The organism is Wenyingzhuangia marina (assembly GCF_900130035.1).
Taxonomy (GTDB): Bacteria; Bacteroidota; Bacteroidia; order Flavobacteriales; family Flavobacteriaceae; genus Wenyingzhuangia; species Wenyingzhuangia marina.
Genome location: NZ_FQXQ01000001.1, coordinates 753152 through 770992 on the forward strand (window position 1 = coordinate 753152; position 17841 = coordinate 770992).

Sequence of the window (17841 nt, forward strand, 5' to 3'; positions counted from 1 at the left end):
TAAGAAGATATGTTTAATAAATTTATACATAGACCGGTTTTTGCCATTGTAATTTCGATTATTATCGTTTTTATAGGGACTTTGTCCATCAAGCAATTACCGATCTCACAATTTCCAAAAATAGCTCCCACAACAGTCAATATTTTTATAGCCTATCCTGGAGCAAGTGCCGATGTATTGGTAAAGTCAACCCTTGTTACTCTTGAAAATTCTATCAACGGAGTTCAAGGAATGAGATATATGGCAACCGATGCAACTAGTGCGGGGGAAGCTACCTTAAGAATTATTTTTGAACCAGGTACAGATCCTAACCAAGCTGTAATTAGAGTAAAAACTCGTGTCGATCAAGTAATGCCCCTCTTGCCAGAATTGGTGCAACGTGAAGGGGTGGTTATCACACCTATCCAGCCAAGTATGTTAATGTATGTTAACTTATACGCTAAGGATAAAAATATGGACGAAAAGTTTTTATATAACTATGCCAACGTAAAAATGATTCCTGAAATCAACAGGATTAAAGGAGTTGCAAGATCACAAATTTTGGGGAGCCGTAGATATGCGATGCGTATTTGGTTAAAACCAGATAGAATGAGAGCTTACAATATTTCTATTGATGAGGTGATGGAAGCTTTACAAGAACAAAGTATTGTAGGTCGTCCTGGTAGAATTGGTCGAAGTTCAGGGATTGAAGCACAATCTTTAGAATATGTACTTACCTATAAAGGTAGATATAACGAGCCAGAACAATATGGAAATGTGATTCTACGTGCCAATGCAGATGGAGAAAGTATACACTTAAAAGATGTTGCGAATGTTGAGTTAGGAAGTGAGTTTTTTGATATTTACTCAAACTTAGATGGTCATCCATCAGCAGCTATTGTATTAAAACAGAACTACGGAAGTAACGCAAGTGATGTTATTGAATCTGTAAAAGAAAAATTGGAGGAAATGAAAGCTACGTTCCCTCCAGGATTAGATTATAAAATTAGTTATGACGTTTCTAAATTCTTAGATGCTTCCATAGAGCAAGTAGTTCATACACTTAGAGATGCCTTTATTTTGGTAGCATTGGTGGTATTCATTTTCTTAGGAGATTGGCGTTCTACTTTAATTCCAATTTTAGCGGTACCAGTATCTTTGGTTGGAGCATTCTTTATCATACAAGCGTTTGGCTTGTCTATCAACCTAGTAACTTTGTTTGCGTTGGTGTTAGCCATTGGTATTGTGGTAGATGATGCTATTGTAGTGGTAGAAGCTGTACATGCTAAATTTGATGAAGAGCCAAATATTACTCCTTATAAAGCAGTGAAAAAGGTATTAGGAGAAATTAGTGGAGCTATTATCGCAATTACAGCCGTAATGGTGTCTGTGTTTTTACCAATTTCATTTATGTCAGGTCCGGTGGGTACGTTCTATAGACAGTTCTCTATCACCATGGCAAGTTCAATTGTAATTTCTGCATTAATAGCCTTGACATTAACACCAGTATTGTGTGCTATGTTGTTAAAAAATCACCATGGTCATGAAAAGAAATCGAATGTATTAACTAGGTCTCTAGATAAATTTAATGCAGGTTTTGATAAGTTAACAGGTCGATATGTTGCGGTTTTAAAAAGAATTGTAAGCAGACGTTGGTTAACTTTTGGAATTTTAGCAGCCTTTTGTGCTAGTATTTTCTTTGCAAATAAAATATTACCATCAGGATTTATTCCAAGTGAAGATCAAGGGACTATTTATGCCATCATCCAAACACCTCCAGGAGCTACTTTAGAAAGAACAAATGAAGTAGCAAGAAATCTTCAAAAAATATGTGAAGAAGTTGATGGAGTAGAATCTGTATCATCATTAGCAGGTTATGAAATCATGACAGAAGGTCGTGGTTCTAATGCAGGTACTTGTTTAATTAACTTAAAATCTTGGTCAGAACGTGAAGGAACTGTAAAAGATGTGATGGAAGAATTGGAAGAAAAATCTAAAGGTCTTGGAGCGGTGATCGAATTTTTTGAACCGCCAGCAATTCCAGGATTTGGTTCTTCAGGAGGTTTTTCTATGCGTTTGTTAGATAAAACAACCACTACAGATTACCAAGAGTTTGATAAGATCAATAAAAAATTCATGGATGATTTAAGTAAGCGTAAAGAGTTAACAGGTTTATTTACCTTCTTTGCCGCAAATTATCCTCAGTATGAATTAGAGATTAACAATGATCTTGCTATGCAAAAAGGAGTTTCTATTGGTAAAGCCATGGAAAACTTAAACATTTTAATTGGTAGTACTTATGAACAAGGATTTGTGAAATTTGGACGTTTCTTTAAAGTGTACGTTCAATCGGATCCAAAATATAGAAGATTACCATCGGATGTATTGAATTTATATGTTAAAAATGACCATGGAGAAATGGTGCCTTATTCAGCTTTTATGAAGTTGAAAAAAACACAAGGACCAAACGAGGTAACACGTTATAATATGTATAATTCAGCTGCTATTCGTGGACTTCCTGCAAAAGGATATAGTACTGCCGATGCCATTGAGGCTATTAAAGAAGTAGCGGCTGTAAGCTTGCCAAAAGATTATGATATTGCTTGGGAAGGACTTTCTTATGATGAATCTAATAGAGGGAATGAATCTCTTTATATTTTCTTAATTGTATTGGTGTTTGTATACTTTGTATTGGCAGCACAATATGAAAGTTTTATTATTCCTTTGGCAGTAATTTTATCATTACCGGTGGGTATTTTAGGTTCGTTTGTGCTTTTAAAAATAATGGGGCTTGAAAATGATATTTATGCTCAAATTGGACTAATCATGCTGGTTGGTCTGTTAGGTAAAAATGCGGTATTGATTGTTGAGTTTGCGGTATTAAAACGTCATCAAGGAGCAACTATTTTAGAGGCAGCTATTGAAGGTGCAAAAGTACGTTTTAGACCTATTTTAATGACATCGTTTGCATTTATTGCTGGGTTAATTCCTTTAATACTTGCTTCGGGAGCTGGAGCAATTGGTAACCGTACTATTGGAGCTTCTGCACTTGGAGGAATGTTATTTGGAACTGTTTTCGGAGTAGTAATTGTTCCAGGGCTGTACTTTATTTTTGGAAGCTTGGCAGATGGTAGAAAATTAATTAAAGATGAGGATGATACTTCTTTATCAGAAGATTTTGTACATCAAATAGATGATTTTAACGAAAAAGAAGAAAATCATGATAAATAAGATAAATAAATATGCAGGGGTAGTATTGATACTATTAAGTTTTACGGCTTGTAAAACCCCTGCTTTGGTTCAAAAAAATGAAGACACAATATTAGCTGAAACTTTTAATGGAGTAAAGGATACGGTAAATGTGGCAAAAGTTCAGTGGAAAGATTATTTCAAAGATCCTTATTTGGTAAAGTTGATAGATACAGCTTTGGTAAATAATCAAGAGTTGAATATTACACTTCAGGAAATTGAAATTGCAAGAAATGAAATACAAGCCAAAAAAGGGGAGTATTTGCCTTTTGTTGGTTTACAAGCTGGAGCAGGAGCAGAAAAGGTTGGTAGATATACCAGTCAAGGAGCGAATGATGCGACCACTCCATTTAAAGATGGAAAAGAGAATCCAGAGTTTTTGCCAGATTTTATGGTAGGAGCTTATGCTACTTGGGAAATAGATATTTGGAATAAATTGCATAACGCTAAAAAGGCAGCAGTAAGTAGATATTTAGCAACTGTTGAAGGAAAGAATTTTATGGTTACAAACTTGATTGCTGAAATAGCCAATTCATATTATGAATTATTGGCTTTAGACAATCAATTAGCAATTGTAAAGAGAAATATTACTTTACAAAGTAATGCACTTGAGATAGTAAAGTTGCAAAAACAATCTGCCAAAGTAACAGAATTGGCTGTAAAGAGATTCGAGGCACAAGTTTACAGTACAAAAAGTATTCAGTTTCAAATTCAGCAACAAGTCATAGAAGCAGAAAATAAAATTCGATTTTTAATTGGAGGTTATGCTGGTACTATTGAAAGAGATGATGAAGGTTTTGTTGATTTGACTCCTGATGTTGTTCATGCAGGAATACCATCAGAGTTATTGGCTAATAGACCAGATATTAAGCAAGCTGAGTTAGAATTGGCTGCGACTAAGTTAGATGTAAGAGTTGCAAAAGCTAGATTTTATCCTTCTTTGGGACTTTCTGCAGGTATAGGCTATCAGGCTTTTAATGCTAAATATTTATTAAGTACCCCAGAATCTTTGTTGTATTCTATTGGTGGAGATTTAACAGCTCCGTTAATCAATAGAAAAGCAATCAAAGCGGAATATTACAATGCCAATGCAAAGCAAATTCAAGCTGTTTATAATTATGAACGAACTATTCTAAATGCTTATGTAGAGGTAGTGAATAAACTTTCTAAAATATCTAACCTAGAAAGTAGCTTTGATTTAAAACATAAAGAGGTTGAAGCGCTTACGGAATCAATCAATATCTCAAATAATCTATTTAGATCTGCAAGAGCAGACTATATGGAGGTATTATTAACGCAACGTGATGCCTTAGAGTCTAAATTTGAATTAATTGAGACCAAAAAGAACCAAATGAATGCTTTTGTAAATATGTACAAAGCTTTAGGAGGTGGATGGAAATAAGAAGAATTGAGTAGTTTTTTTGTTTTTAATTGAAAATGCCGTATTGCGATAATGTAATACGGCATTTTCTATATCTATAGATTTATTTTCTTGTTAAGAAATAAGTTGTTTTACTTCTTCAAAGTCTAATCCACCATAATTTCCAGAACTCATTAATAAAGTTGCAGAATTTTCAAAATTTTGCTCAAATAAAAACTTTTTAAAATCATCTGGATTTGTATAAATAATTAAATCCTCTCTTTTAAAAGCTTCTTTTATTTGTTGTGCAGAAACTTCGTCAAGTTGTTTGATGGCTACAGCATCAGGAGAATAAAAAACGACTGCCTTGTCTGCTTGGTCTAGCGCTCCTTCGTATTCTTTCAAAAATTCAGCATTCAAACTACTATAGGTGTGTAGTTCTAAACAAGCCAATACGTTTCTATTTTTGTATTGATTTTTTACAGCCGTTGTGGTTGCTTGCACTTTGCTTGGAGAGTGAGCAAAATCTTTAAAAATAACAGCAGATTTTTTCTCAGCTATTTTTTCTAAACGTTTACTAGCTCCTTTAAAACTTTCAATGGCTTCATAAAACTCTTCTTCGCCAACCCCCATGTGTTGACAAATCCATTTGGCACCGGCTAAGTTTTGTAAGTTGTGTTTTCCAAAAATTTCTAAAGGTAAATCACCCTCTGGAGTATCCAAAAGAGTGGTTCCATCTTCAATAGTGTAGTTTGGAGTATGATATGGATATTTCTTTATTTGGTTTTCAGAGTTTTCAACCACGTTTTTTACTTGTTTATCTTCTTGGTTATACACCATAATTCCTCCTGGTGTTAGAGAATCGGTAAAAATTGAAAACTGTTCAACGTAATTCTCAAAAGTTGGAAAGACATTAATATGATCCCAAGCAATACCACTTAACAAAGCAATATTAGGTTTGTATAAATGGAATTTAGGTCTTCTATCAATAGGGCTAGATAAATATTCATCACCTTCTAAAACGATGAATTCATTTTCTTCGGTTAAATGTACCATGGTATCAAAACCTTCTAACTGTGCTCCTACCATATAATCAACATTGATGTTATGATAGTTTAATACATGGAGAATCATAGAAGTAATGGTTGTTTTTCCATGAGAACCCCCAATCACTACTCTGGTTTTTTGTTTTGATTGTTCATATAAAAACTCAGGATAAGAATATATTTTTAAGCCTAATTCTTGTGCTTTAAGTAATTCTGCATTATCAGGTTTAGCATGCATTCCTAAAATAATAGCATCTAAATCTTTGGTTATTTTTTCAGGATACCAACCAAAAGTTAAAGGTAAAATTCCTTTGTTGGATAATCTAGATTTAGAAGGTTCAAAGATTGCATCATCACTTCCTGTTACTCGATATCCTTTGTTGTGTAATGCAATGGCTAAGTTATGCATAGCACTACCTCCAATAGCAATAAAATGTATATTCATCTATCTTGTTGTTTCTAAATTCTTTAAGTAATTAAAAAGTAAATTTACTAAAAGCGAACAACTCATGGCCTTGTTTTTGTACATTTAATGCGAATAACAAATAATATTAAATAGAAATTTATGAAAAAATTAGTGGTTACATTTGGACTGTTATTAGTAGGTCTTGCTTCTCAAGCTCAAGATTTATCTAAGCATGCTATCGGTTTGCGTTTGGGTGATAATGATGGTTTAGGGTATGAAATTTCTTACCAACATGCATTGTCTAATTCAAATAGATTGCAATTTGATTTAGGTTTTAGAGATAGAAATGGAGTGAGTAATTACAAATTAACAGGGTTGTATCAATGGGTTTGGGATTTAAGTGCACTGGCTCCAGGTTTTAATTGGTTTGCAGGTGCAGGTGCTGGAGTTGGTTCTGAGGATAAAGCTGATGGTAGCGAAACATTTGTAAATGCTGATGGTAATGTTGGTATTGAATACAATTTTGATTTTCCATTACAATTGTCTTTAGATACAAGACCAGAAATAGGAATTATTAATGGTGATAGTGATTTAGGTTTAGAAATTGCCTTAGGAGTACGTTACAAATTCTAATTGAAAAAAGAATAAAAGAAAAGCCTCTGTATTTTTACAGGGGCTTTTCTGTTTTAATTTATTCATCAAAAAAATAATTGTGAAGCGCTTTTAAGAATACTTATCTTTGAGCCTCAGAAATACATTAAAAAATGGACTTAAACGTAATCCCAAAAATTAAACACGCAAATAGTGATAATTTCTTTTTATTGGCAGGGCCTTGTGCTATTGAAGGAGAAGAAATGGCATTGAGAATTGCAGAACAAGTAGTGAAAATTACAGATAAATTAAATATTCCTTATGTGTTTAAAGGGAGTTTTAAAAAAGCAAACCGTTCTAGAGTTGATAGTTTTACGGGAATAGGTGATGAAAAAGCCTTAAAAATTTTACGTAAAGTTTCTGAAACTTTTGATGTACCTACTGTAACAGATATTCACGAAATTTCTGATGCTGCCATGGCTGCAGAATATGTAGATGTATTGCAGATACCTGCTTTCTTAGTTCGTCAAACAGATTTAGTAGTAGCGGCTGCCGAAACAGGAAAAGTAGTAAACTTAAAGAAAGGACAATTTATGAGTCCCGGAGCGATGCAACATGCGGTACAAAAAGTAAAAGATACTGGTTCTGATAAAGCTTGGATTACCGATAGAGGAACTATGTTTGGTTATCAAGACATGATTGTAGACTTTAGAGGAATTCCAGAAATGAAAAAGTTTGCACCAACAGTGTTAGATGTAACACATTCTTTGCAACAGCCAAACCAAACAAGTGGTGTTACTGGAGGTAGACCAGATATGATTGGAACTATCGCTAGAGCTGGAATTGCGGCTGGAGTTGATGGCTTGTTTATAGAAACTCATTTTGATCCTGCTAACGCAAAATCTGATGGAGCCAATATGTTAAATATAGCATACTTAGAAAAATTGTTAACGGATTTAACAGCAATTAGAAAAGTGATTAATACTTTATAATTAGAAATGAGATTTAAGTAGTGAGAAATGAGGGGATCTAGTTTCTCACATCTCACTACTCTCTATCTTTTTAATTTTCGAATAATATCTTCTAATCCATTCAATTTTAATTCGTAAACTTCTGCCATCATTTTACCTAAAGTTCCAGCAGGGAATCCTTTGGTTTTGTACCAAACAATATAATGTTCTGGTAAATTAATCAAATCATAGCCTTTGTACTTTCCAAAAGGCATTTTAGTATTGGCTAGTTTGATTAAATATTCTTTGTCTGACAAATTGTGCATTATTTGTATAATTGGTATATGTTTTGAGCGTATAAATATATACATTTGCAATCTTCTTTGACAATTTGGGGACGACTGGTTTTGACAGCGAGGTCAATTAACTAGTAAGCATGCCGAGAGATAGAACTCATTCTCGTAAATCGAGGTTCTAAAACAATAAACGGTGAAGAATCTTTCGCCATGGCTGCCTAATTATCCGAATTAATAGTACGATAAGGCCTAGGCTCACAAGGTGAGCAAGCTATGCATCTCATGCCAGCGCTGATAGACCGCGTGCAATTTAGAGATGTCGTAAAAGTCTAGATAGGAAAAGTATTACTTAGCTGCTTTTCCGAAACTCAATAAGTTAAGCTTAGAGTAAGTTGTTTTTGACTAGCTTTTTGCCGACAATTTGATAAAAACTAAGCATGTAGAAAGCTACGCGATTGCTCGTTTGGACCCGAGTTCGATTCTCGGCGTCTCCACAAATAAAAAAGCCCTTACTGTTTTCAGTAAGGGCTTTTTTATTAGAATTTTATATTAAGCTACAAACAACTTAACTTTTACTGCTACTAAGCCTTTAGGCCCTTTTTCAGTTTCAAAAGAAACTTTGTTTCCTTCTTTAATAGTTCCTTCTATATTGTTAACGTGCACAAAAAAACTATCTCCTGTTTCTTTTTGGTCAATAAATCCATAACCTTTATCGGTGTTAAAATGATTTACAATTCCAATTTTAACAGGGTCTTCTTGTTCTAAATCTTCTTTTTTTGGAGTACTAACATGAATATCACTTAATGATATTTCTTCTCTTACATGTGAAGGATCTGGTTTTTCTGTTGTTAATTGTCCATCAGCTCCCATGTACATGAATTCAGCAGTCTTTTCTCCAGATTCTTTTAACTGCTCTTTGCGGATCGCTTTCTCTTTACGTTTTTTTGCCTTTTTCTTTTCACGTTCCTTTTTTTCAAAACTATCTGCCATCTGCGGTTTTTTAATTTAAATTATTTCGATTTTTGCTAAGATATTAAATAGTGAACGAATAAGCCGTTGAACTCCCGTCTATTTGTAAATTAAGACGATAAATAGCCCTTATTTAGATTTTAAATGGATTAATCTAGAAAATTAACCGATTTAAAACCCAATTAACATAAACCTAATTAGTTACCGTTTTTATGTTATTTCCACTCTTTAGGAATTTCACAAACAGGAATAGGTTGCATTTTATGTTGATTGGCAGTGTTTAATTTGCTGTAAATAGTAAAGACTTCTTTTTCTCTGTCTACAAAATTAGAAGCAGTTTTTCCAGCATCTTGTTGTTTCATAGCCCATTCCAATTCATCATAACTAGCTCCTAATTGATCTTCATCGGTACGGCTATCACCAAACAATCCATCTGTAGGTGCGGCGGTTTGAATGGCAGAAGGAACTTTTAAGTACTTACCTAAAGCAAAAACTTCACTTTTCATCAAATCTGCAATAGGACTTACATCTACACCACCATCACCGTATTTTGTGTAAAAACCTACACCAAAATCTTCAACTTTATTTCCTGTACCAGCAACCAAACTACTGTGTAATCCTGCAATATAATACAAGGTTGTCATTCTAAGTCTTGCTCTTGTATTGGCTAAAGTCAAATTTAAAATAGCTTCATTTTCTGTAGTAGGAACCGCTTTTTTAAAAGTCTCAAAACTTTCAGTCAAATCTACACGTTGTTCAGAAACATTGCTAAAACGTTTTGACAATTGTGCAATATGTTCTTGAGCTCTATTTACTTGGTCTGGGTGTTGGTGAATGGGCATTTCTACACAAATGGTAGGTAAGCCTGTGCTAGCGCATAAGGTTGAGGTAACAGCAGAATCAATTCCGCCAGATACACCAACAACAAATCCTTTTACACCTGCTTTGGTAGCATAATTTTTTAGCCAACCAATAATATGTTCTGAGATCTTTTGAGTTTCCATGTTGCTTATTTCTTATTTTTGTTGAGGTTACTACAAACTTAATCAAAATATACCATAGCATGAAAAAGTGGCTTTGCTTATCTTTTATATTTTTAATGTTAGTTGCTTGTACATCAACTAATAAAACAGAACAAGAAATTGCGAAGGTTAAAACCAATACTCAGTTTGCTTTGTTTCATAATGCGTTGTTTACCGCAAGTCCAAAGGATTTACCTGAATTAAAATCTGATTTTCCTTACATGTTTCCTAAACAAATGCCTGATGAATTGGTTTTAGAAAGGATGAAAGATACTAGTCAACAATTTTTATACAAACAAGTAAAAAAAGTTTACGGTGATTTTAATACTTATGAAACACAGATTGATGATTTGTTTAAGCATATTAAATATTATTTTAATGATTTTAAGATTCCAACCGTGGTAACAGATATCACAGGAGTTTTATATCAAGATAGAGTTTTGTATGCAGATACTTTATTGTTGGTTTCTTTAGATATGTTTTTAGGAAAAGACAATGAAGTATATGGTGGATATGCAAAATATTTATCAGAAACATTTACTCCAAAACACATGACCTCCGCTATTGCTCAAAAAATAATTGATACTAAATATCCTTTTGATAAAAACCGTACTTTCTTGGGACAAATGATTTTTGAAGGTAAAAAAGCATATTTACTAGATTTGTTTTTACCTACCATTACTGATGAAATAAAATTAGGATATACACCTAAAAAACTAGCATGGGCAAAAGTGAATGAAGCAACTGTTTGGGCCTTTTTCATTAAAAATGAATTGTTGTATAGTAATGATGTTAAACTAAAACAACGATTTTTAGAAGTAGCACCTTTTTCTAAATTCTATACTTCTATAGATAGAGATTCTCCTGGGGCTATTGGTAAATATACTGGATTACAAATTGTAAGAGCCTACATGAATAAACATGAAATTTCTCCACAAACATTAATTGATTTAGATGCGCAAACTATTTTAAGTCAATCAGGATATAAGCCTAAGAAATAATGAAAGAGTTATTAAGAGAAGTAAAATCAAAAGTTTTTAATGGTGTTGATGTAAAACTTACTGATGTTGTTGTAGAAGCTGAAAGTAAAGAATATAATGCATGTCGGTTTTCATTAAAGGGGAAGCGAATCATTAGTAGAACTTCTAAAATCACTCCAAAGAAAAAAGGTCAGTTTGTAACGTTTTATCAAAGAAATAATAACGGAGTTATTGAACCATTACATGAGCAGGATCATCTTGATTACTTTTTAGTAACCATTCAGAATAACAAAGGATTCTTTCTTTTACCTAAACAAGTATTAATAGAAAAAGGAATACTTTCTACGCTTGAAAAAGAAGGGAAAAGGGCTTTTAGAGTGTATATGCCTAGTGATGAACTTACAAGTAAACAAGCATTGGCGACACAAAAATGGCAATCAGATTATTTTTATGATGTTAAAAAGGAGATCGTGGAAAAATAATAAGATAAAAAGGAGGTGATCTTAAGAGCACCTCCTTTTTTAAGTTATTAAAAAATTCTTGTTATTACTTTACAATGAACTTGGTGGTCTTTTTAGCACCTGTCTTTATAGATGTAATTTTAGCTATATAAATACCTGAGTTAAGAGTAAAGTTAGTATCCTCAGAAGTTATAATTGATTTTACAATAGCTCCTGTTAAGTTGTATATAGTTATTGTTGTAGATTCATTAATATTTGTAACATAAACATGTCTATCAACGGTAGTTAAATTTGTTTGACTGATTTGATTGTCATCAATACTTAATTGTCCTTCTTGAGCTACACTAATAGCTTTTGTAATGGTATTGTCAAATGCGTCTGTAGCTGTAACGTTTACAACTATTTGTGTTGTTAAGTCAGTTCCTGCAGCTATATCTTGAGTAACGGTAATTGTTGCGTTAGCAGTAGTATCTCCTGAAGAATAATTAGGAAATAAGGTAGAGAAATCAGGAACAGTAAACATTGCTGTTTCAGAAGTAACTTCGTATGAAGAAGGTAAGGATATATCGACACTGCTTATTTGTAAAGCATCTGTAGTGTATGTTAATAATGAACCCTCAGCAGGAATAATTCCATGAAGATCTCCAAATGATTTAAGTATTGCTGCATCTGTATGGCTTACAATTCCTTCATTGCTTATTATAACACGGGCATTGTTAATAATAGCCCCTTCTTCGTTTTTATTTCTCCACGGTGCCATACCTTCTAAGGCAACAGTTCCTCCATTTGCATAGATTTTGGTATCATCTTCGTCCCAACGCCCCCAATTCCAGTTTTGTTTAGCGGAAAGAGAACCACCTTCTAGGACATGAATATTTCCACCCTGAAATCTACTCACACCTCTAACATTAACATCACCTCCGTTATTAATATAGATATCAGAGTTTTCACCAGCGGTACTGTGTAAGTTGTCAAAATAAATTTGAGCATTTACATTAAGTACACCACCTTGTTTCATATATATTACAAAGTGTCCACCAAGATTATTACGACCAGGTATGTCACAAGAATTTGTAGTTGCACCAATGTGATAATCACCTTCATATTGATCAAAAGTAGCTGGTTTACCTGCCCAGTTTGAATCATCTCCAAAATCTGATGAAGTTGCACCTGTCCAGTATATTTCTGAATCGTTCTCATCTGCAATTCCATCTTCATCGTAATCGGTGATTACCATCACGGTTCTTGTTACTTCTGTTGCTGCATTGCTGTCGCTATCTGTTACGTTATAAGTTATTGTATAGGTTCCTTTTATTGAGGTGTCTACAGTGTTAACAGTAACGATATTTGAAGTTAAATCACCGTCAGTCGAATCAAAAGCAGTAGCTCCTTCGTCAATGTATGTAGAACCAAGTAAAACCTGTACTGTTGCGTCTCCAGTTAAAGTAATAATTGGATTAACACCAGCTATAACATTTACGGTTCTAGTTACTTCAGTAGCAGCATTTCCATCGCTGTCAGACACGTTATAAGTTACTGTATAGGTTCCTTCTGTAGAGGTGTCTACTGTACTTACTGTGATGATATTAGCAGTTAAACTACCATCTGCTAAATCCAATGCAGAAGCACCTTTGTCATTATATACAGAACTAACATAAGCTTCAACTGGATTAGCACCAATAATACTAATTTTAGGAGTATTAGCTCCAATATTATCGATTCTGTATAATTCGAAGTTATCAATATGCACTTCTGAGGCAGTTGCATTTTGATCACAAGTGTTAAGTGTTATAAAACCTGAAGCAGCAATAGTTGTGGTAAACTCATGAGTAATAACTTGCCATTCACCTCCGGTATCAACAGATTCGTTTAAAGGGAAATTATCTCCATTTTTAACTACGAATCCTACGTTACCTCCAATGGTTTTTACGGCAACTTGAACCCTGTAAGTAGCAATTTCCCAATCCATATTAATGTCTAAGGCAGAGTCTTCACGTTGTTACCAGGATATACGCAGCCAGCTTGCCCGTTTGATACTATTTTAATGTATGTGTCTCCACAAAAAGCTGTGTTTGGATCGGTAATAACTTCTCTATGTGGACCCCATCCATTCCATAGTGATAAATCTGTTGCTTGTGGATCTGGGCATAAGTTTGTTGGGTTTTCAGGAAATGTAGTAAAACATTGCGCGTTCACATTATAGCTAATCAATGATAGAAAAGCAATGATAAAAAAACGAGTAATTTTTTTCATAAATATTTAGAATTTAATTAGTTAATAAAGTAGTTTTATTTTTGCTATAAATGTATTGAACTTAGTGAGTGAGTTCTATCCTGCACTATCCTGTTTGTTTGTTTTTTATTTATTATTTTTTGTTTTTATTCGAGTATTTATTAGTTTTTATTGTTTTTTGTTGATTATTTGATAATTTTAGGGTGAGAGGGGTTTTAGTACATGTAGATTAATGTATTTGTTTTAAGAATGATTTTCATCGTCATGCTATCGAAAACAAATTCTTTATCTTTGCCATTCAAAATTTAAGAAGATGGCAGTAGCGCATAAATCAAAAATAGAGTTCGAAATAGGACTTGACGAAAATAAAATTCCAGAAACCATTCATTGGTCAGCAACCGATGGGGGAGTAACGAAAGACTCATCAAAAGCAACGTTGATTTCTGTTTGGGATAGTAAAGAAAAAGAAACTTTGTATTTACCACTATGGACAAAAAAAATGCCTGTAGATGAAATGAAAGTGTTTTTTCATCAAACATTGGTGCAAATGGCTGATACTTTTGAAAGAGCTACCAATGATGAAAAAATGTCTGCAACCATGAGAGATTTTTGTGAATATTTTGCAGAAAAATTAGAGTTAGAAGATAAGACAAAAAAGAACTAAACAAGTTCGCATAAAAAAAAGACCGATAACATTGTTATCGGTCTTTTTTATTTTTATAAAATCTGTTAAAGATTAAGCTTCTTCAACAGGATTTTTAATAGCATCAATAATTTTTGCTTCTAGTTCTTCGGCCAATTCAGGGTTGTCTTTAATCAAACCTTTTACTGCATCTCTACCTTGACCTAATTTGGTTTCACCGTAGCTAAACCAAGAACCACTCTTTTTGATAATTCCGTAGTTTACTCCAATATCTAAAATCTCCCCAACTTTAGAAATACCTTCTCCATACATGATATCAAATTCTGCTTGTTGAAATGGTGGAGCAACTTTGTTTTTAACAATTTTTACTTTGGTTGCATTACCAATTACAGTGTCTCCATCTTTTAACTGAGTTTTTCTTCTAATATCTACTCTAATAGAAGCGTAGAATTTTAAGGCGTTACCTCCAGTAGTAGTTTCAGGATTTCCAAACATCACCCCAATTTTATCACGTAATTGGTTAATAAATATAACGGTACACTTGGTTTTACTAATAGTTCCTGTTAGTTTTCTTAATGCTTGAGACATCAAACGAGCATGTAACCCCATTTTAGAATCTCCCATTTCTCCTTCAATTTCACTTTTAGGAGTTAAAGCTGCAACCGAGTCAATAACTACAATGTCAATTGCTCCAGAGCGGATTAAGTTTTCAGCAATTTCTAAAGCTTGCTCTCCATGGTCTGGTTGTGAAATAATTAAGTTGTCTATATCAACTCCTAAGTTTTGAGCATAATAACGATCAAAAGCATGTTCCGCATCAATAAAAGCAGCAATACCACCAGCTTTTTGAGCTTCTGCAATGGCGTGTAAAGTTAAAGTTGTTTTACCAGAAGATTCAGGTCCGTAAATTTCAATAATACGTCCTCTAGGATAACCGCCTACTCCTAAGGCTAAGTCAACCCCTAAAGATCCAGAAGAAATTACTTCTACATCTTGCACAGCCATATCTCCCATTTTCATTACAGCTCCTTTACCATAAGTTTTGTCCAATTTATCTAAGGTAAGCTGTAGCGCTTTTAACTTCGCATCTTTTTCGTTCGTCTCTTTTGCCATTTTGACTCTCTTTTTGTTTGTTTTGATTGATAGCTAAAATACAAATTTATAGAGGATAAACATCTCTTGTTTCTTTTTTTGAATAGAATTGATTTTTAAGGTTTATCTATTTGTTTATTAGTGTTTTGTGTTTGGTTTTTTCTTTTTGAATTTATTTGATGAAAAGTGTGTGTGAAATCACCACACATATAAAAGCCTATTCTTATTAAAACAAGTTTATATTCCGAATTTTAGTCCTATAAAAAAGGTTTTTGGTCTTTGAGGTCCATAGATATAGGTAACATCTCTATCAACACCTTGGTCAAAGTCTTTTTGATATGCATTGAGGATATTTTGTATTCCAGCAGAAACTTCAAAATAAGTGTGTTTGTGATCATCTAAATAAAATTGATAAGATGATTTGCAATTAAGTTCTATAAAAGAAGGTGATTTTTCTAATTTGTCATTTGGAATATATCCTGCTAAATGTTGAACGTACATTGGTCCTGTAAAAACAGCAGAAATATTATTCTGAAAAGCTTTTGTAGGAGCATAAGTAATAATAGTATTTGCGTATATATTTGGAGTTTTGTTAAATTCTCTGGTTGCTTGATTAGAATCGGTATCAGACCATTCTATTTTGTTATTATACAATGTTCTTTGTAAAGTAGCTCCACTTTGTATTAACCACTCTTTGTTGGGAGCATATTTTAATTCCATATTTACACCGTACACTTTTGCTCCTGAAGAATTACTTCTAATCCATTCAAAAATTCCAGAATCTGGAGCTGTTTGGGTTCCTTGTTCTAATGCAAAAGCATCGTTTAGTTGTGTGTAGAATAGTTCTGTAACCAAAGAAAAATCGCCATTGGTTAATTCTTTTGTCCAATCTAAAGAGGTTAAAAAACTATGGGAGGTTTCTGATTTTAAATTGTCAGCATTTCTAATTCTACTAATTTCTCCTGCTGCTAATCCGGAATGTACATCTTCTCCATAAATTTGTGGGGCTCTAAAACCTTTGGCATAACTGGTTCTCCACCTTAAGTCGTTGTTAATATTGTATAAAATATTTATTCTTGGGTTTAAAACTAAAAACTCCTCAGCAAGGTTGTGTATATCTCCTCTTAAACCTCCTAAAATTTTAAGTTTATTGTTAACCATCCATTCTTGTTGTGCATAAATTCCTAGAATATGAGTGGTTTGTAGTATTGGGAAAAATGCGGGATTTTCTTTTCGGTCATCAATATTGTTGTATTTATATTCAATTCCACCAGTAAAGGTTCCTTTATTGTTTAAGAAGCTATCAAAGTTATGAGCGTATTGTGTTCCAGTAACAAACGTAATGTCTTTTGATTTTCCAAAACCTCTAATACTTTCTTTAATGTTTGTATCAGTTGGTTCGTTGCCTGCTAAACCTCCGTAAAAATTTTTGTTTTTAGAAAAAGAAGTTGAAGCATAAACGGAATAATTATCTTTTTTAGAAGGTGATAAATATTCGTAAGTCAATCCTCCGGAAAAAACGGTAGATTCAATTTGTTCTGTAACATCCGCTAAAAAAGGAAGGAAGTCTAAGTTATTACCTCCTCGTCTAAATTCGTTATTTGCATTAAATTCAGCTGTAATTTTTTTTCTATCATTAGGTCTAGTAAATGCTTTTAAACCAAAAGAAGTGTTTTCCATTTTAGTGATTTCTGAAAAACCATCATTGTCCGCATCGTAAGAGTCTCTTTGCCTTTTCATTCCAAAAAGTGCCATTCCTGTGTCGAAATCCTCATTAATAACGGTTCCATTAAACATCAATGTTTTGTCTTGAGCGGTTCCGTCTATCAAAGCTAAATTACTTCCTATGGTAAAACTATTTTCTGAAGGATCTTTGGTAATAATGTTAATGGTTCCTGCAATAGCATTAGAGCCGTATAAGGCGGAACCACCTCCACGAACTACTTCTATTTGTTTGATGATGTTTGCAGGAATTTGATCTAATCCATAAACACTGTTTAAAGCACTAAAAATAGGACGACTGTCTATTAATATTTGTGAATAAGAACCTCCTAGACCATTCATTTTTACTTCCGATGTTCCACAGTTTTGGCAATTGGTTTCCATTCTTAAACCTGGCTGAAAGTTTAAACCTTCAGATAGGCTTACGGCTTGTGTAGCTTCTAAAACTTTTGCATCTGTAACGGTCACAATTACAGGGGCTTTTTTTCTGTTTAAGTATCCTCTGGTAGCAGTAATTACTACTTTGTCTAGTCCTAAAACATCTTCTTTAAGTTCAATATTTAAGTTTTTAATATTTTCTTTATTTATAGTAATGTCAATTTCTTTTGGCTTGTAACCAATAGCACTGATATAAAGTGTGTGAATACCTTTAGTGGTTTTTAAAGTATAGTTTCCGTTTAAATCAGAATTAGTACCTGTGTTGCTTTCTTTTATAAGAATGTCTGCCAATACAGGACTGTCTTTACATGTAATTTTTCCTTGTAGTAGTACTTCTTGGGCATTTGTGATAAAAGAAATAAAGAGACAGATTTTAAGGGTTATAGTTTTCATTAAAAATAATTT

15 protein-coding genes and 1 other RNA gene are annotated in these 17841 nt (G+C 33.3%); 8 read left to right on the plus strand and 8 right to left on the minus strand.

The window, feature by feature from the left end:
• Positions 1-9: 9 nt before the first annotated feature.
• Together BUB70_RS03215 and BUB70_RS03220 are read left to right on the plus strand one after the other, a co-directional pair.
• Complete coding sequence (locus tag BUB70_RS03215; RefSeq protein ID WP_073118230.1) at positions 10-3210, plus strand: efflux RND transporter permease subunit; 3201 nt, start codon at positions 10-12, stop codon at positions 3208-3210.
• On the plus strand, positions 3200-4630 hold the full coding sequence (locus tag BUB70_RS03220) for a TolC family protein (protein WP_073118617.1): 1431 nt from the start codon (positions 3200-3202) through the stop codon (positions 4628-4630). The genes BUB70_RS03215 and BUB70_RS03220 overlap by 11 nt, the downstream gene beginning before the upstream one ends.
• A gap of 93 nt (positions 4631-4723) precedes the next feature.
• Here the strand turns inward: BUB70_RS03220 and BUB70_RS03225 are convergent, their stop codons facing one another.
• A complete protein-coding gene (locus BUB70_RS03225; RefSeq protein ID WP_073118231.1) occupies positions 4724-6079 on the minus strand; it encodes a UDP-N-acetylmuramate--L-alanine ligase in 1356 nt (451 codons plus the stop codon).
• 120 nt (positions 6080-6199) lie between these two features.
• Between BUB70_RS03225 and BUB70_RS03230 the strand changes: the two genes are divergently transcribed.
• Both BUB70_RS03230 and kdsA read left to right on the plus strand, forming a co-directional pair.
• Positions 6200-6673 carry a hypothetical protein gene (locus BUB70_RS03230; protein WP_073118232.1) on the plus strand — a complete coding sequence of 158 codons (474 nt, stop codon included), beginning with the start codon at positions 6200-6202 and terminating at the stop codon, positions 6671-6673.
• A 131-nt stretch (positions 6674-6804) separates the two neighbouring features.
• Positions 6805-7623 carry a 3-deoxy-8-phosphooctulonate synthase gene (kdsA, locus tag BUB70_RS03235; protein WP_073118233.1) on the plus strand — a complete coding sequence of 273 codons (819 nt, stop codon included), beginning with the start codon at positions 6805-6807 and terminating at the stop codon, positions 7621-7623.
• A 62-nt stretch (positions 7624-7685) separates the two neighbouring features.
• On the opposite strand, the gene BUB70_RS03240 is transcribed toward kdsA, so the two are convergent.
• Positions 7686-7907, minus strand: coding sequence for a DUF3820 family protein (locus BUB70_RS03240; RefSeq protein WP_073118234.1), 222 nt, complete (start codon positions 7905-7907; stop codon positions 7686-7688).
• Between the two features lie 67 nt (positions 7908-7974).
• Here BUB70_RS03240 and ssrA point away from each other — a divergent pair.
• Positions 7975-8374: a transfer-messenger RNA gene (gene ssrA, locus BUB70_RS03245) on the plus strand.
• Between the two features lie 52 nt (positions 8375-8426).
• Here ssrA and BUB70_RS03250 read toward each other — a convergent pair.
• Together BUB70_RS03250 and nadE are read right to left on the minus strand one after the other, a co-directional pair.
• Entirely contained in the window at positions 8427-8867 is a 441-nt protein-coding gene (locus BUB70_RS03250; RefSeq protein WP_073118235.1) for a cold-shock protein, read from the minus strand.
• Positions 8868-9061: 194 nt separating this feature from the next.
• Positions 9062-9850, minus strand: coding sequence for an NAD(+) synthase (nadE, locus tag BUB70_RS03255; RefSeq protein ID WP_073118236.1), 789 nt, complete (start codon positions 9848-9850; stop codon positions 9062-9064).
• A 59-nt stretch (positions 9851-9909) separates the two neighbouring features.
• Here nadE and gldB point away from each other — a divergent pair, with 59 nt between their 5' ends.
• Together gldB and BUB70_RS03265 are read left to right on the plus strand one after the other, a co-directional pair.
• The gene (gene gldB, locus BUB70_RS03260) at positions 9910-10869 is read left to right on the plus strand and encodes a gliding motility lipoprotein GldB (RefSeq protein ID WP_073118237.1); all 960 of its coding nucleotides are present in this window, start codon (positions 9910-9912) and stop codon (positions 10867-10869) included.
• On the plus strand, positions 10869-11330 hold the full coding sequence (locus tag BUB70_RS03265) for a MepB family protein (protein WP_073118238.1): 462 nt from the start codon (positions 10869-10871) through the stop codon (positions 11328-11330). The genes gldB and BUB70_RS03265 overlap by 1 nt, the downstream gene beginning before the upstream one ends.
• A 64-nt stretch (positions 11331-11394) precedes the next feature.
• Here BUB70_RS03265 and BUB70_RS03270 read toward each other — a convergent pair whose 3' ends face one another.
• Both BUB70_RS03270 and BUB70_RS03275 read right to left on the minus strand, forming a co-directional pair.
• Positions 11395-13278, minus strand: coding sequence for an immunoglobulin-like domain-containing protein (locus BUB70_RS03270; protein ID WP_073118239.1), 1884 nt, complete (start codon positions 13276-13278; stop codon positions 11395-11397).
• Between the two features lie 8 nt (positions 13279-13286).
• Positions 13287-13505 (minus strand): hypothetical protein, encoded by a 219-nt coding sequence (locus BUB70_RS03275; protein ID WP_143155230.1) that lies wholly within the window; start codon positions 13503-13505, stop codon positions 13287-13289.
• Between the two features lie 349 nt (positions 13506-13854).
• Between BUB70_RS03275 and gldC the strand changes: the two genes are divergently transcribed.
• Positions 13855-14205, plus strand: coding sequence for a gliding motility protein GldC (gene gldC, locus BUB70_RS03280; RefSeq protein ID WP_073118241.1), 351 nt, complete (start codon positions 13855-13857; stop codon positions 14203-14205).
• A gap of 72 nt (positions 14206-14277) precedes the next feature.
• On the opposite strand, the gene recA is transcribed toward gldC, so the two are convergent.
• Positions 14278-15297: a recombinase RecA gene (gene recA, locus BUB70_RS03285; RefSeq protein ID WP_073118242.1), complete on the minus strand. Its 1020-nt coding sequence runs from the start codon at positions 15295-15297 to the stop codon at positions 14278-14280.
• Positions 15298-15513: 216 nt separating this feature from the next.
• Positions 15514-17829, minus strand: coding sequence for a TonB-dependent receptor (locus BUB70_RS03290; RefSeq protein WP_073118243.1), 2316 nt, complete (start codon positions 17827-17829; stop codon positions 15514-15516).
• Positions 17830-17841 lie beyond the last annotated feature (12 nt).

Excerpts from the sequence above, each read along its gene's own strand:
- BUB70_RS03290 (WP_073118243.1), bottom strand. The coding sequence starts at position 17,829 with ATGAAAACTATAACCCTTAAAATCTGTCTCTTTATTTCTTTTATCACA.
- BUB70_RS03270 (WP_073118239.1), bottom strand. The coding sequence starts at position 13,278 with ATGGATTGGGAAATTGCTACTTACAGGGTTCAAGTTGCCGTAAAAACC.
- recA (WP_073118242.1), bottom strand. The coding sequence starts at position 15,297 with ATGGCAAAAGAGACGAACGAAAAAGATGCGAAGTTAAAAGCGCTACAG.
- BUB70_RS03215 (WP_073118230.1), top strand. The coding sequence starts at position 10 with ATGTTTAATAAATTTATACATAGACCGGTTTTTGCCATTGTAATTTCG.
- gldB (WP_073118237.1), top strand. The coding sequence starts at position 9,910 with ATGAAAAAGTGGCTTTGCTTATCTTTTATATTTTTAATGTTAGTTGCT.
- BUB70_RS03240 (WP_073118234.1), bottom strand. The coding sequence starts at position 7,907 with ATGCACAATTTGTCAGACAAAGAATATTTAATCAAACTAGCCAATACT.
- BUB70_RS03230 (WP_073118232.1), top strand. The coding sequence starts at position 6,200 with ATGAAAAAATTAGTGGTTACATTTGGACTGTTATTAGTAGGTCTTGCT.
- nadE (WP_073118236.1), bottom strand. The coding sequence starts at position 9,850 with ATGGAAACTCAAAAGATCTCAGAACATATTATTGGTTGGCTAAAAAAT.
- BUB70_RS03265 (WP_073118238.1), top strand. The coding sequence starts at position 10,869 with ATGAAAGAGTTATTAAGAGAAGTAAAATCAAAAGTTTTTAATGGTGTT.
- BUB70_RS03225 (WP_073118231.1), bottom strand. The coding sequence starts at position 6,079 with ATGAATATACATTTTATTGCTATTGGAGGTAGTGCTATGCATAACTTA.
- BUB70_RS03250 (WP_073118235.1), bottom strand. The coding sequence starts at position 8,867 with ATGGCAGATAGTTTTGAAAAAAAGGAACGTGAAAAGAAAAAGGCAAAA.
- kdsA (WP_073118233.1), top strand. The coding sequence starts at position 6,805 with ATGGACTTAAACGTAATCCCAAAAATTAAACACGCAAATAGTGATAAT.
- BUB70_RS03220 (WP_073118617.1), top strand. The coding sequence starts at position 3,200 with ATGATAAATAAGATAAATAAATATGCAGGGGTAGTATTGATACTATTA.
- gldC (WP_073118241.1), top strand. The coding sequence starts at position 13,855 with ATGGCAGTAGCGCATAAATCAAAAATAGAGTTCGAAATAGGACTTGAC.